Source organism: Azospirillum aestuarii (assembly GCF_016632405.1).
GTDB lineage: Bacteria > Pseudomonadota > Alphaproteobacteria > Azospirillales > Azospirillaceae > Azospirillum > Azospirillum aestuarii.
The window spans coordinates 273,817-287,203 of the sequence record NZ_JAEPIV010000001.1; the positions used below are offsets into that span (position 1 = coordinate 273,817).

The following is a 13,387-nucleotide window of genomic DNA, read 5'->3' on the forward strand; positions in this document are numbered from 1 at the left end:
GCGGGGGTGACGCAGGGCAGGAAAGGGTCAGGGACCCATGAGCGACCAACTCACCAAGGATGATGTGTCCCGGCTGCTGTCGGACCCGTCGCCGAACAGCCGCTCCGAACTGGCGGTCAAGGTTGCCAGGCAATTCTCCGCGACCACCTTGACGGACAGTGAGCGACGGCTTGCCGAGGACATCATCCGCTTCATGGCGCGTGACGCCGTGGTGCGCGTGCGCCAGTCGCTGGCCGAGAATTTGAAGGCCAACCCGGCGCTGCCGCGCGACGTCGCGCTGATGCTGGCCCGCGACGTCGAGGCCGTGGCGATCCCCGTGCTCAGCGTCTCCACGGTGCTGACCGACGCCGATCTCGTCGAGCTGGTGCGGACCGGAACCGACGCCAAGCACACCGCCATCGCGCAACGCCCCGCCTTGTCGGCCAGCGTCGCCGACGCGCTGATCGACACCGCGTCGGAAGGGGCGGTGGCGGTTCTGGTCGCCAACGAAAGCGCGGATCTCGGCGAGCGCACGCTCGGCCGGGTCATCGAGCGCTTCGCCGACAGCGAAACCGTGCAGGAACCGCTGGTCCAGCGCGCCCGCCTGCCGATCACCATCGCCGAGCGGCTGGTCGCCGTGGTCTCGGAAAAGCTCCGGCAGCATCTGGTGACCAACCACGACCTTCCCGCCAAGGTCGCCGCCGACCTGATCCTGCAAAGCCGCGAACGCGCCACCGTCTCCCTCTTCTCCGGAGAAAATGATGAGGGCGCGCTGGAGCGGCTGGTCGCGCAGCTGTCGCGCAGCGGCCGGTTGACCCCGTCGCTGCTGGTGCGGGCGCTGTGCATGGGCGACAGCGCCTTCTTCGAGACGGCCCTGTCCCATCTGGCCAACGTGCCGCTCACCAACGCCCGCCTGCTGATCCACGACGCCGGGCGGCTGGGCCTGAAATCCATCTATGACAAGGCCAAGCAACCGCCGGCCCTGCTGCCCGCCTGCCGGATCGCCTTGGACGTGCTCAAGGAAACCCCCTACGACGGTGAGGCGCACGACATCGAACGCCACCGCCGCCGGGTGATCGAGCGCATCCTGACCCAGTACGAGGATCTGGCGGCCGAGGATCTGGACTATCTGCTCGACAAGCTGGGCGATCTCATGCGTGTGGAGACGGAATAACGTTGATGAATCCGAAGATTGCCGATTGCGCAGTTTTCGGTTGCGTCTTTGAGCGACGTCAGAAACTTTTCATTTCTCATGTGTTTGCGGTGATCTGACGATCGCGCTTTGATCACAAGTGGCCCATTCCATGGTGCCATCTTGCGACGTTCGCTGTTCCTAACCCTTCGCTTCCGGCCGGCGGACGTGCGTGGGGCGTTCGGCCCCTATCTCAACGTCTTTCTGGTGACCCAGAAGCATTGGAGCCAGTCGGAGGTCGGGCTGATGACCAGTCTGGCCGGCTGGCCCTTGCCGTACAGACACCCATCGGGGCGGCCATCGATGCCACCCACCGCAAGCGGGAAGCCATCGCCCTGGCGCTGGCCGTGCTCGGCGCGGGGGCGCTGTGCATCTACATGCTCCCCAACTTCCGGCCCGTCCTGATCGCGCTGGCCGCCCCGTTCCTGGGCCTGCCGGAAACCGCTCCGGCCAGCCCCGCCGAAGCCGAGGTGGGACCGTTGGAAGAACCCAGCCTCGACGAATGACCCATGCGGAGTCGCCGGTGTTTTCAGAACGCTCGGGCTTCCCTGAGGCCGGCGATGGGCGGGGCCGTCAGACGGGCGGCGGGCAGGAGGATGGTCACCGTCGTGCCGTGCCCCGGCGCGCTGTCCAACTCCACGCGACCGCCGTGCAATTCGGCGAAGCGGCGGACGATGGGCAGGCCCAGCCCGATCCCCTCATGCTGACGCACGAGCGAGCGTTCGCCTTGGATGAACGGGCTGAAGATGTGATCGACGATCTCCGGTGGGACGCCGGGACCGTCGTCGGCGACGGCGATGGCGACCATCCCGCCCTGCAGGGCGATCCGCAGCGAGACCCGCCCGCCCCGGTGACCGAACTTCACCGCGTTGTCCAGCAGATGGACGATCATCTCCGCCAAGCGGCGCCGGTCGGCGCGCAGCGTGACGGGCGGTCCGGGCTGAAGCGTGATGGTCTGCGACTTGGCCTGCGCCTTGGCGCCGAGAAGATCGATGCAATGGATCAGCAGGCCGGGCAGGTCGATGGTCGATTCGGCGAGGTCGATGCCGCCGGAGCCGCGCGTGAAGTCCAGGATGTTGTTGACCATGCCGAGCAGCGCCTTGCCGCTCTCCTCGATCAGCCGGACATAATCCAGATAGTCGCGGTGGCCGAGCGGCCCGTGGGCCTCGCTGGACAGCACCTCGGCGAAGCCGATAATGGCGTTCAGGGGTGTCCGCAACTCGTGGCTGGTCACCGACAGGAAGTCGAGCTTGGCCCGGTCGGCCTGCCGTGCCGCCTCCAGGGCGGTGCTGAGTTCCGCCGTGCGCTCCGACACGCGGCGTTCCAGCCCGCGGTTCTGCTCGGCAGCGCGCTGGTAGAGCTTGCGGATCTCCAGCACGCTGCGCACGCGGTGCAGCAACTCCCAGGCGATGAAGGGCTTGGTGAGGAAGTCGTTGGCCCCCAGTTCCAGCGAGCGCCGCCGCGTCTCCTGGTCGGTGTGGGCGGTCAGCACCAGGATGGGCACGTAATCGTCGCCGTAGAGCGCGTTGACGCGCTCCATCAGATCGAAACCGCTCATGTGCGGCATCCGGATGTCGATCAGCAGAAGGTCGAAGCGCTGCGCCTCGCAGAGGGCGGGAACCCGGCGGGGGTCGGTTTCACCCCGGACGGCGGTGTAGCCCTCGTGGGTCAGGATGTCGCGCACCAGATCGACGTTCGACGTGTTGTCGTCGACGATCAGGATGGCGGCATCCTTGACGTCCCGCGCCAGGGTCGGGTCGAGAGCGCTGCGGGTCATGACGGTGCCGTCAACGCCCGTTGGACGCGCCTTTGCATGCTGACCTCCACCTGTGCGCCGCCCCGCGGGATTTTACGGGTTTTAGATTAACCTTGCGCACAGGAGGCCCGTCAAGACCGGTGGAGACAAATAAATGCAATATTCTGTCGCGTTAGCGGTATCACCCGCAGGATTCGTTAAAACCTACGGCAGTTGTTGGCTTCAGGCGCGTTTTTCCCAACCGCCGCGGTCGTTTTGCTGCCAGTAGGTGAGGGCATGTCCGGCGGCCTTGCAGATCTTCCAGCGGTCCCGCGCGGCGAGCACCGCCTCCCCGTCATTGCCGTCGAACAGGTCACAGACGAGGTCAAAGGAGCCCATCGCGTCGCTGGTCACCCCATCCACCAGGACCAGGACGGTCGCCCCGTTGGGGTTCTCCTCCTCGGCGGTCAGCCAGACCGGCTGTTCGGCGGCGAAGCCGTCGCGGGAAGCGCCATGCGGCAGGAAGGAGGAGGGGTCGTAGGTCCACAAATGCTGATTGAGCGCGTCCACCCGCTCCGGCGAGCCGGCCAGGACGACGGCACGCCAGTTGCGCTCCAGAACCTTTTCCAGGATCTTCGGCAACGCCTGTTCGAGCGTGCGCCGCTGGAGGTGATAAAAACGGACCTCGGTCATGGCCCCTCGTGGAAATTGCCCTCTCCCCTCGGGGGAGAGGGGCAGGGTGAGAGGGGTGTGCTTTTGCCGGACGTATCGCCTCGCGCAACCCCCTCACCGGCCCTACGGGCCACCCTTTCCCCGGAGGGGAGAGGGCTAAACCTTACTTGCCCTCGTGATAACTCGCCACGAAGCGGTCGAGCAGGCGGACGCCGAAGGCGGTGCCGCCCTTCGGCACGGTGGCCGTGTCCTTCTTCGACCAGGCAACGCCGGCGATGTCGATGTGCGCCCAGGGCAGGTCATCGACGAAGCGCTTCAGGAACTGCGCGCCGACGATGCTGCCGGCCCCGCGGCCCGACCCGACGTTCTTCATGTCGGCGATGTCGGAGTTGATGTCCTTGTCGTAGGCGTCGCCCATCGGCAGGCGCCACAGCGGCTCGCCCACCGATCGGCCGGCGGCCAGCAGGTTCTCGGCCAGCCAGTCGTCGTTGGCGAACAGGCCGGCGTGCTCATGGCCCAGCGCGATGATGACCGCACCGGTCAGGGTGGCGAGGTCCACCAGCAGGCGCGGCTTGAAGGTCTCCTGCGCGTAGGTCAGGCAGTCGGCCAGGACGAGGCGGCCTTCCGCGTCGGTGTTGATCACCTCGATGGTCTGGCCGGACAGCGAGGTCACCACGTCGCCGGGGCGCTGCGCGGTGCCGGACGGCATGTTCTCCACCAGGCCGACGATGCCGACGGCGTTGACCTTCGCCTTGCGGGCCGCCAGCGCGCGCATGGTGCCGATGACCACCGCGGCGCCGCCCATGTCCCACTTCATGTCCTCCATCCCGGCGGCGGGCTTGATGGAGATGCCGCCGGTGTCGAAGGTCACGCCCTTGCCGATGAAGGCGAGCGGGCGGCGGTCCTCGGCGTCGGGGGCGCCGTCCCAGCGCATCACGACGACGCGCGGCTCGAAGGCGCTGCCCTGGGCGACGCCGATCAGCGCGCCCATGCCGAGCTTCCTCAGCTTCTTGAGGTCCAGCACCTCGACCTGCAGGCCGACGTCGGCCAGATCCTTGCAGCGGTCGGCGAGGCTTTCCGGATTCAGGACGTTGGCCGGCTCCGACACCAGATCGCGGGTGTAGGCGACGGACTCGGCCAGCGGCTCCAGGCGGCCATAGGCGCGCTTGGCGGCGTCCGGCTCCGCGGTCAGGACGATGATCTTCTTGAGGGAGGGCTTGGCCTCCTTCTTCTCGGTCGTCCGGTACTTGTCGAAGCGGTAGGAGCGGAGCTGCGCGCCGAAGGCCAGTTCCGCGGCGGCGGCGTCGGGCGCCACGGTGCCGCCGTCCGGCAGGTCGAGCAGGACGGAGACCTCCGTCTCGCCGGACTTGTCCAGGGCGGCGACGATGGCGCCGCCGGCGGCCTGGAGGGCGGCGTCGGACAGGTCCTCGCCCTTGCCGATGCCGACCAGCAGGACGCGGTCGAACTCCACCCCGGCGGGGGCGAGGATCGTCAGCGTCTCCTCCTTCTTGCCGGTGAAGCGGCTGGCCTTCATGGCGCGGGACAGCGTGCCGCCCGTCTTCTGGTCGAGATCCCGCCCCGCGGCGCCGAGCGCGCGATCGGTGGCGACGGTGACGGCGACGGTGCCGGACTTGGGCAGCGCGGGCTTCGCAAAGGCGAACTTCATCGGCTCCTCTCGGGCTCCTCTCGGCTGGGACGGCCGGCGCGCGGGCGCCGGGGCGGTGGGATCGATCTGCAACCACCCTGGGATAAAGACCTTCCCGTGCGCCCTGTCAAGGCGCGGACCGGTTGTTTCCCGCGCCCGTCCGCAGTACATAGCCCCGGCACGCCGTGGTGGAAGCCCCCGGCGCGCCGCGTACCGCCCGTCGATCGGCCGGGGAGGCCGGAGCCCATGTATTCATCCGCCACGCTGTCGCGCTACATCGGGCGCCAGTTCGTCACCTGGTTTCTGCTGCTGCTCGGCATCCTGCTGTCGATCATCCTCCTGCTCGACGTCGTGGAGCTGCTGCGGCGCGCCGGGACCAAGCCGGACATCACCTTCTGGCTGGTCCTCCGCATGGCCCTGCTGAAGCTGCCGGAGATCGGCCAGCAGATCTTCCCCTTCGTGATCCTGTTCAGCGGCATGTTCACCTTCTGGCGGCTGACGCGCAGCGCGGAGCTGGTCGTGGCCCGCGCGGTCGGCGTGTCGGCGTGGCAGTTCCTGACCCCGGTGCTGATCGCCGCGCTGATGATCGGCGCGGTGAAGGTGACGATGATCAACCCGGTCGGCGCCGTCTTCATCGCCAAGTACAACCAGCTCCAGGACCGCTATCTGAAACTGAAGTCGAGCAGCTTCGACGTCTCGCGCAGCGGCCTCTGGCTGCGCCAGCAGGAGGCGGGGGAGCAGTATTTCATCCACGCCGACGGGGTGAACCCGCTGTCCTTCGAGATGAGCCAGGTGATCGTCCTGCGCTTCGACACCGACATGACCTACATCGGCCGGGTGGACGCGCCGCGCGCCGTGCTGCGCGACCGGAAGTGGGAATTGCAGGACGCCACGATCAACCTCGGCAAGAAGGAATCGGAGACGGTTCCGACCTACGTCATTCCGACGGAGCTGAACCGGACCACCATCGAGGAGAGCTTCGCTTCGCCGGAGACGATCTCCTTCTGGGACCTGCCGCAATTCATCCGCACGCTGGAGGCCACCGGCTTCCCGGCGATCCGTCACCGGCTGCATTACCAGTCGCTGCTGTCGCAGCCCCTGCTCTATGTGGCGATGGTGCTGTTCGCCGCGGCCTTCTCGCTGCGGCTGCCGCGGCGCGGCGGCACCATGACCATGGTGTCCGGCGGCGTTCTGACCGGCTTCGTGCTGTTCGTGATGACCGACGTGATCCGCACCTTCGGCATCTCCGAAACCATCCCGCTGGCCATGGCGGCGTGGAGCCCGGCCTGCGTCAGCGTGCTGCTGGGCACCGCGGTGCTGCTGCATCTGGAGGACGGCTGACGCCGGATCTGGAGCAAGGCTGACACCGGCCGCCCGGTCTTTGGACACAATTCCGTTCCAGGATGCGGCCCACGATTCCGTTTACACGCGCCCAGGGGGGCCGTATTAAACGGCAACCACCTCTGGAGTCTGGAGCACCATGCAGAGTTTGCGAGCCGTCCGGTCTGCCTTCGCCGTGGCGACCGCCTGCGCCCTTCTTGCCGCCGGCGCGCCCGCCGCGGCCCAGACGCGGGCTCCCAACGCTCCAAACAGCCCTGCTGCGGGAACGCAAGGCCCCGCGGAACGCATCGCCGCCGTCGTGAACGACGAGGTCATCTCGCTGTCCGACGTGCACGCGCGAATCCGCCTCGCTCTGCTGAACGCCGGTGCCCAGGACAGCGCGGAGACGCGCCAGCGCCTGACCCCGCAGGTGCTCCGCCAGCTGATCGATGAGCGGCTCCAGCTCCAGGAGGCCAAGCGGCTCGGCGTCTCGGTCCCGTCGAAGGAGATCGACGAGGCCATCGGGCGCATCGCCGAGCAGAACCGGATGGGTCGCCCGCAGCTCGAAGCCCTGCTGAAGACCCAGAACGTTCCGCTTTCCACCCTGCGCGAGCAGGTCCGGGCGCTGCTGTCCTGGCAGCGGGTGATGCAGCGCCGCATCCGGCAGGAGGTGGTGGTCGGCGACGAGGAGATCGACGCCGTGATGCAGCGCATCAAGGCCAACATCGGCAAGCCGGAGTATCTGGTGGCCGAGATCTTCCTGGCCGTGGACAGCCCGGACCAGGACGAGGAGGTGCGGCGCAACGCCGAGCGGCTGGTCGAGGAGGTGCGCCGCGGCGGCAACTTCGCGGCGCTGGCCCGCCAGTTCTCGCAGTCCGCCGGCGCCGCCGCGGGCGGCGACATGGGCTGGGTCCGCACGGGCGAGCTGAACGCGGAGCTGGACAAGACCCTGTCCACCATGCGCGCCGGCCAGCTGTCGTCGCCGGTCCGCACGGCGACCGGCTATCACGTCCTGCTGGTGCGCGACCAGCGTCCCTTCGGCAGCACCGCCTCCACCGCCCCGCCGCCGGCTCCGCCGCCGCGCCCGCGGCCCCAGCCGAAGCCCGATCTGGCCAAGGCCAAGGTCAACATGAAGCAGATCGTCATCCCGGCCCCCTCGAAGGAGGAGCTGAAGGCCGTCCAGGCCCAGGCGGAGAAGCTGCGCAAGTCGATCAAGAGCTGCACGGACTTCGACGAGAAGGCGCGGGCGATGGGCATTCCGGAGTCGGGCGACATGGGCACGCTGCGGGTCAAGGACCTCGCACCGGGCCTCCAGCAGCTCGCCGTCGGCATCCCGCTCGGACAGCCCAGCCCGGTGCTGATGAGCCCGGGCGGCGCCGTCATCCTGATCGTCTGCAAGCGCGACGTGCCGATGATCGAGCCGCCGCCGGAGCCCGAGCCGCAGCCGGTGGCCGCCCCGGCCCCGCCGCCGATCGATCCCAAGGACATCAAGATGCCGCCGCGCGAGGAGATCGAGCGCGACCTGATCAATGAGCGCGCCGACCTGCTGGCCCGCCGCTACCTGCGCGACCTGCGCCGCACCGCCTTCGTGGAGATCCGCAACTGATGACCGAATCCGGCGTCCGGCCGCCGCTCGTCCTGACCATGGGCGAGCCGGCGGGGATCGGCGGGGAGATCGCACTCAAGGCCTGGGCGGCCCGCGCGGACGGCGCGGTGCCGCCCTTCGTCCTTCTGGACGATCCCGCCCGCCTGGAGGCGCTCGCCGCCCGGCTCGGCCTGCCGGTTCCGGTGAAGGCGGTGGGCAGCATGGCCGAGGGTGCTGCGCTGTTCGGCGCGGCCTTGCCGGTGCTGCCCCAGCCGCTGGTGGCGCCGGTCACGCCGGGCCGGCCCGACCCGGCCAACGGGGCGGCGGTGATCGCCAGCATCGACCGGGCGGTCGATCTGGTCCGCCGGGGGGAGGCGTCGGCGGTCGTCACCAACCCGATCCAGAAATCGGCGCTCTACGCCGCCGGCTTCCGCCATCCCGGACACACGGAATATCTCGCCCATCTGGCCGGTCTGACCGCTGGTTTGACGGGCGAGCCGGTGATGATGCTGGCCGCGCAGGATTTGCGTGTCGTGCCGGTGACCATCCATGTCTCCGTTCGCGACGCCGTGCCGCTCGTGACGCGGGAGGCGATCCTCCACGCTGGGCGCGTCACCGCGGCGGCGCTGGCCCGCGACTTCGGCATCGCCCGGCCCCGGCTGGCCGTCGCCGCCCTGAACCCCCACGCGGGGGAGGGTGGCGCCATGGGGCGCGAGGAGATCGACGTCATCGCCCCGGCGGTCGCCGACCTGCGGGCGGAGGGCATCGACGCGGTGGGGCCGAAGCCCGCCGACACGCTGTTCCACGCGGCGGCGCGGCGCGGCTACGACGCGGCGCTGTGCATGTACCACGATCAGGCGCTGATCCCGCTGAAGACCATCGATTTCGACACGGGTGTCAACATCACGCTGGGGCTGCCCTTCGTCCGCACCTCGCCGGACCATGGGACGGCGCTGGACATAGCCGGCACGGGCAAGGCCGGCGCGTCGAGCCTGATCGCCGCCCTGACGACGGCGGAGGCCATGGCCGCCCGCCGCCGCGCGTAGGCTTCAGAGGCGGACCGAGCTGCTGGAGAAGCGGCTGGCCGAGCTGTGGTCGATGGAGGACAGCGCGACCGACGCGCCGACGGCGATGATGATGGCGGCGGCGAAGCCGAGCAGCATGGCTTTCATGGGGGGCGCTCCTGGAGCCTGATTCTGATTTTGGCGCAAACGCGCCTTTTTCCAAGACCATAAGCGGGGCGGAGCGCGCTTTCAACCACACTCGGGACTCGGCCGGGAGCGGGCGTCGGCAGGGGCGCCTACGCCGCGGAGGTCAGCGCGTTGCGCAGCACCTCCGGCGCCACCGGCTTGTGCAGGAGGCGGTGGCCGCTCTGCTGGACCTCGGCGATGCGGGCGGGGTCGGTGTCGCCGGTCAGCACCAGCGCGGGTACCCGCACCCCGCACACCCCATAAATGTCGCGGATGGCCTGAAGCCCCGTTCGCCCCTCGCGCAGGCGGTAGTCGGCGACGATCATGTCGGGGCGCTGGCCGAGGCTGGTCAGGGTGCCCACCGCCTCGTCGGCTGAGACGGCGGCCACCACCTCGTACCCCCACTCCTCCAGCATGGTCCGCATGGAGAGCAGGATGATGGCGTCGTCCTCCACCACCACGACCAGCCCCTTGCTGCCGTTGGCGGCGGGCTGGGCGCCGGACTGGGCGGCCGGGCGGCAGGTCTTCATCACTTGGCGTGGCGCGACCGACGGTACGGTCAGGCCGAAGGCACTGCCCCGTCCCGGACGGGAGCGCAGGGTCACCTCGTGGCCGAGCAGACCGGCCAGCCGCCTCACGATGGCGAGCCCCAGCCCCAGCCCCTTGCGACGGTCGCGCTCGGGGTTGGCGAGCTGGGTGAATTCCACGAACACCTCGTCGCGCTTGCTCTCGGGGATGCCGATGCCGGTGTCGAGAACCTCCACCCGCAGGCCGTTGCCGGTGCGGCGGCAGCCGATCAGAATCCGCCCGCTCTCCGTGTAGCGGATGGCGTTCTCGACGAGATTGCGCAGGATGCGCTCGACCAGCGCCGGGTCGCTGCGCGTCCAGGCGTCGGTGGGGACGTGGCGCAACGCGATTCCCACCTCCTCCGCGCGGCCCCGGTATTCCTCGGCCAAACGCTGCAACAGGGGCCCCAGCGCGAACTCCGTCACCGCGGGGGTGACCACGCCGGCGTCGAGCCGCGACACGTCCAGCAGGCTGTCCAGCAGCGTGCGCAGGCCGTTCAGCGACTCGCTCATGCTGGCCAGAAGGGGGGAGGCGGGATGGCCGTCGAGCCGGTCGGACAGGGCGTGGGCGAAGAAGAACAGCGACTGCACGGGCTGGCGCAGGTCGTGGCTGGCCGCGGCGAGGAACTTGGTCTTCGCCATGTCCGCGCGCTCGGCCTTGTCGCGGGCGGCGAGAGCCTCCTCGCGGGCGCGTTCCGCCTCCGCCTTGGCGCGGTGCAGCGCGTCCTCCGCCGCCTTGCGGGCGGTGATGTCGCGCATGATGCCGGTGAACAGGCGCTGCCGCCCGTCGTGCCATTCGGCCACCGACAACTCCAGCGGGAAGAGGGAGCCATCCTTGCGCCGGCCCTCCACCTCGCGCCCGATGCCGATGATCCGCCGCTCGCCGGTCTCGCGGAAATGGGCCATGTAGCCATCGTGGGCGGAGCGGTGCGGCTCGGCCATCAGGATGCGGACGTTCGCGCCGATGGCCTCCGCCGCGCCGTAGCCGAAGGTCGTCTCGGCCGCCCGGTTGAAGGACTGGATGGTGCCCGTCTCGTCGATCACCACGATGGGGTCCACGGCGGTGTCGACGACGGAGCGGTAACGCGCCTCCTGCCCCGCCGCGCGCTCCGCCGAACGGCGGCGGTCGATCAGGACGGAGAGCAGCCCCAGCGAGAGGATCAGCAGCGTCCCGATCCCGGTTCCCACGGCGAGAGACGGCGTGGACAGCACGAGGCCGAGGTCATCCCCGGTCGGGACGGCGTCCAGATGGGCGGCGTGCCCAATGGCGTTCCCAGCGGCGTTCTCGACAGCGCTGGCGGCGGCCATGCCGACGTAATGCATGCTGACCACCGCGGCGCCGAGCACAAGCGCGCCGGACAGGCGTTGCATCGGGCTGGCCGTGCGGAAAGCGAGCCAGAGCGCGGCGGTGGAGGCGGCGACGGCGATGAGCACCGACGCGGCGACCAGAAGCGTGTCGTAGATCAGCGGCACCGGCAGCCGCATGCCGGCCATGCCGACGTAATGCATGGCGACGATCCCGAAGCCGGTCAGCAGACCCGCGGCCGCCAGGGTCGCCCGTCCGCCCCCGCCATGCGCGACGGCGAACAGTCCGGTCCCGGACACCCCGACCGCCAGGAGAAAGGACAATGCGGTCAGCAGGATGTCGTAGGACACCGGCACGGGCATGCGCATCGCCATCATGCCGATGAAGTGCATCGACCAGATTCCCGCCCCCAGGGCGAGCGCCGCGGCGCCCAGCCAGCCGTTCCGCCCCCGCCCGGCCTCCCGCGCGTGGGAGGCGAGGTCCAGAGCCACATAGCCGCCGAAAGAGGCGACGACAACGGACAGCGCAACGAGGTAAGGATCGTAATGGCCGAGCACGATGGGGCGCACCGAGAGTGGACGAGAGGACGGACGCGCAATGGCAGAAACGTTAGATAGTGGAAAGCCGCAGCGAACCCAAGCCGGCGAAACGCCCCTGTACGCCTGACGAAAGACCTAATGGCTACCTCGAACGGAAGTTCCTCCTCTCGAACTTTGGATCGGAGCTTGGGTCGGAGGCTGGGCGCGCCACTGCGCCGCTTCGTGCTGCGCCCCTTGTTGACCGTTGCGGCGCTGGTCTATTTCCTGATCGATGCGGTGGCGCTGGAGGCGGTCCGCCCGTTGGCCGCCTGGATCGGGCGGCAACGCTTCGCCGAACGGCTGGCCGCGCGCATCCGCCGGCTCGGCCCCTATCCGACGCTGGCGCTGTTCGTGATCCCGCTGGTGATTCTGGAGCCGCTGAAGCCGGTTGGCCTGTACCTGATGGGGACCGGGCATGCGCTCCAGGGTGCGCTGCTGCTCGGTGGCGTGGAACTGGTCAAGGTCACGCTGGTGGAGTGGCTGTTCCACATCGGCAAGGACAAGCTGTTGACCATTCCGGCCTTCGCCTGGTGCTACGTCCGGGTGGTGCGCTGGCTGGCCTGGCTGACCGCCCTGCCGCCCTGGCAGGCCGCCAAGCGGGTGGTGGGGCGGGTGGTGGGGCGGGTGCGCGCGGCGATTCGCCCGGCTCTGGCGGTGATTCGCGGCTGGGCGCGGTCCTTGCGAAGCCACCTGCGCGCCGTGTTGAAAAAGGGGTAACCCTGTCCTGCGCTTGCCGCATCTTACGGGCAGCCACATATCAATGCGGTTTTGCAGACCGTCCCAAGGCCCGCCCGTGCGTTTCCTCCCGCTGATGTTTGCCGTTTTCGTCGCGTTGGCGGCCCCCGCCGCCCTTGCCGCGGGTAAGTCCGGCGCCGTCTCCTCGCGTGAGGCGCGCATGGCCGACTGCGAGGCGGCGGAGAAGGGCGATCCGGAAGCGTCCTACCGCATGGCGAGGCGCTTCCTGTTCGGCGTCGGGGTGAAGCGCGACCAGCGGGTCGGCACGGCGTGGCTGCGCGCCGCGGCGTCGCGCGGCCACAAGGAGGCGCGGCGGCTGGTCGCCTATGTGCCGGGCCGGATGGGCCATGTCCGCCCCTGGTGCCGCCCCGGCGCGGCCCCGCTGCGCGAGGCGTCGCCCCCGCCGCCGGAGATCGTCGCGCTGGTCCACAAGACCGCGCCCCAGTACGGGTTGGACCCGGCGCTGGTCATGGCGGTGATCCGGGTGGAGAGCGCCTTCCGTTCCGACGCGGTGTCGCCGAAGGAGGCGGCGGGGCTGATGCAGCTCATCCCCGACACGGCGGAGCGGTTCGGCGTGTCCGACGTCTTCGACCCCGCCCAGAACATCCGCGGCGGCGTGCGTTACCTGCGCTGGCTCTTGGCCTATTTCCAGGGGGACGTTACGCTGGCACTTGCCGGCTACAACGCGGGGGAGCGGGCCGTGGACCGCTACCGGGGCGTTCCGCCCTACGAGGAGACGCGGAACTACGTGCGCGCCATCCGCCGCCTGTACGACGCGACGCGCCATCCCTTCGACGCCGCGGTGGCGGAGCCGTCGCCCATGGTCGTCCGGCAGGCGGCGGAACTGGCGAAGCCCGGCAAGGGCTGAGGACGAACCAACAGGG

12 protein-coding genes are annotated in these 13,387 nt (G+C 69.5%); 7 read left to right on the top strand and 5 right to left on the bottom strand.

Translation table 11 applies throughout. The features are described from left to right. Window positions 1-37: 37 nt before the first annotated feature. Window positions 38-1,153, top strand: coding sequence for a SpbR family protein (spbR, locus tag JJL56_RS01250; protein WP_145623871.1), 1,116 nt, complete (start codon window positions 38-40; stop codon window positions 1,151-1,153). A gap of 239 nt (window positions 1,154-1,392) precedes the next feature. Further along, window positions 1,393-1,677, top strand: a complete 285-nt coding sequence (locus JJL56_RS01255) for a hypothetical protein (RefSeq protein ID WP_200483881.1) — start codon at window positions 1,393-1,395, stop codon at window positions 1,675-1,677. A 23-nt stretch (window positions 1,678-1,700) separates the two neighbouring features. On the opposite strand, the gene JJL56_RS01260 is transcribed toward JJL56_RS01255, so the two are convergent. The 3 genes from JJL56_RS01260 to JJL56_RS01270 form a co-directional block, all read right to left on the bottom strand. Beyond that, window positions 1,701-2,948 (bottom strand): ATP-binding response regulator, encoded by a 1,248-nt coding sequence (locus JJL56_RS01260; protein WP_200483882.1) that lies wholly within the window; start codon window positions 2,946-2,948, stop codon window positions 1,701-1,703. A 201-nt stretch (window positions 2,949-3,149) separates the two neighbouring features. Continuing rightward, window positions 3,150-3,599 carry a DNA polymerase III subunit chi gene (locus JJL56_RS01265; RefSeq protein ID WP_145623866.1) on the bottom strand — a complete coding sequence of 150 codons (450 nt, stop codon included), beginning with the start codon at window positions 3,597-3,599 and terminating at the stop codon, window positions 3,150-3,152. 142 nt (window positions 3,600-3,741) lie between these two features. Beyond that, window positions 3,742-5,244, bottom strand: a complete 1,503-nt coding sequence (locus JJL56_RS01270; protein ID WP_200483883.1) for a leucyl aminopeptidase — start codon at window positions 5,242-5,244, stop codon at window positions 3,742-3,744. Window positions 5,245-5,469: 225 nt separating this feature from the next. Here JJL56_RS01270 and lptG point away from each other — a divergent pair, with 225 nt between their 5' ends. From lptG to pdxA, 3 genes are all read left to right on the top strand, one after another. Continuing rightward, the gene (gene lptG, locus JJL56_RS01275; RefSeq protein WP_145623862.1) at window positions 5,470-6,564 is read left to right on the top strand and encodes an LPS export ABC transporter permease LptG; all 1,095 of its coding nucleotides are present in this window, start codon (window positions 5,470-5,472) and stop codon (window positions 6,562-6,564) included. 139 nt (window positions 6,565-6,703) lie between these two features. After that, window positions 6,704-8,149, top strand: a complete 1,446-nt coding sequence (locus JJL56_RS01280; RefSeq protein WP_145623859.1) for a peptidylprolyl isomerase — start codon at window positions 6,704-6,706, stop codon at window positions 8,147-8,149. Next, window positions 8,149-9,174: a 4-hydroxythreonine-4-phosphate dehydrogenase PdxA gene (gene pdxA, locus JJL56_RS01285; protein ID WP_200483884.1), complete on the top strand. Its 1,026-nt coding sequence runs from the start codon at window positions 8,149-8,151 to the stop codon at window positions 9,172-9,174. The genes JJL56_RS01280 and pdxA overlap by 1 nt, the downstream gene beginning before the upstream one ends. A gap of 3 nt (window positions 9,175-9,177) precedes the next feature. Here the strand turns inward: pdxA and JJL56_RS33600 are convergent, their stop codons facing one another. Further along, complete coding sequence (locus JJL56_RS33600) at window positions 9,178-9,300, bottom strand: hypothetical protein (protein WP_282186539.1); 123 nt, start codon at window positions 9,298-9,300, stop codon at window positions 9,178-9,180. A gap of 128 nt (window positions 9,301-9,428) precedes the next feature. Next, window positions 9,429-11,747 carry an MHYT domain-containing protein gene (locus JJL56_RS01290; RefSeq protein WP_200483885.1) on the bottom strand — a complete coding sequence of 773 codons (2,319 nt, stop codon included), beginning with the start codon at window positions 11,745-11,747 and terminating at the stop codon, window positions 9,429-9,431. A 168-nt stretch (window positions 11,748-11,915) separates the two neighbouring features. Between JJL56_RS01290 and JJL56_RS01295 the strand changes: the two genes are divergently transcribed. Both JJL56_RS01295 and JJL56_RS01300 read left to right on the top strand, forming a co-directional pair. Continuing rightward, window positions 11,916-12,485, top strand: a complete 570-nt coding sequence (locus tag JJL56_RS01295; RefSeq protein ID WP_200483886.1) for a hypothetical protein — start codon at window positions 11,916-11,918, stop codon at window positions 12,483-12,485. A gap of 76 nt (window positions 12,486-12,561) precedes the next feature. After that, complete coding sequence (locus tag JJL56_RS01300) at window positions 12,562-13,371, top strand: transglycosylase SLT domain-containing protein (RefSeq protein ID WP_200483887.1); 810 nt, start codon at window positions 12,562-12,564, stop codon at window positions 13,369-13,371. The last annotated feature ends 16 nt before the right edge of the window (window positions 13,372-13,387 follow it).

Coding starts and splice junctions, on each gene's coding strand:
- spbR (WP_145623871.1), top strand. CDS start 38: ATGAGCGACCAACTCACCAAGGATGATGTGTCCCGGCTGCTGTCGGAC.
- JJL56_RS01260 (WP_200483882.1), bottom strand. CDS start 2,948: ATGACCCGCAGCGCTCTCGACCCGACCCTGGCGCGGGACGTCAAGGAT.
- JJL56_RS01265 (WP_145623866.1), bottom strand. CDS start 3,599: ATGACCGAGGTCCGTTTTTATCACCTCCAGCGGCGCACGCTCGAACAG.
- JJL56_RS01270 (WP_200483883.1), bottom strand. CDS start 5,244: ATGAAGTTCGCCTTTGCGAAGCCCGCGCTGCCCAAGTCCGGCACCGTC.
- lptG (WP_145623862.1), top strand. CDS start 5,470: ATGTATTCATCCGCCACGCTGTCGCGCTACATCGGGCGCCAGTTCGTC.
- JJL56_RS01280 (WP_145623859.1), top strand. CDS start 6,704: ATGCAGAGTTTGCGAGCCGTCCGGTCTGCCTTCGCCGTGGCGACCGCC.
- pdxA (WP_200483884.1), top strand. CDS start 8,149: ATGACCGAATCCGGCGTCCGGCCGCCGCTCGTCCTGACCATGGGCGAG.
- JJL56_RS33600 (WP_282186539.1), bottom strand. CDS start 9,300: ATGAAAGCCATGCTGCTCGGCTTCGCCGCCGCCATCATCATCGCCGTC.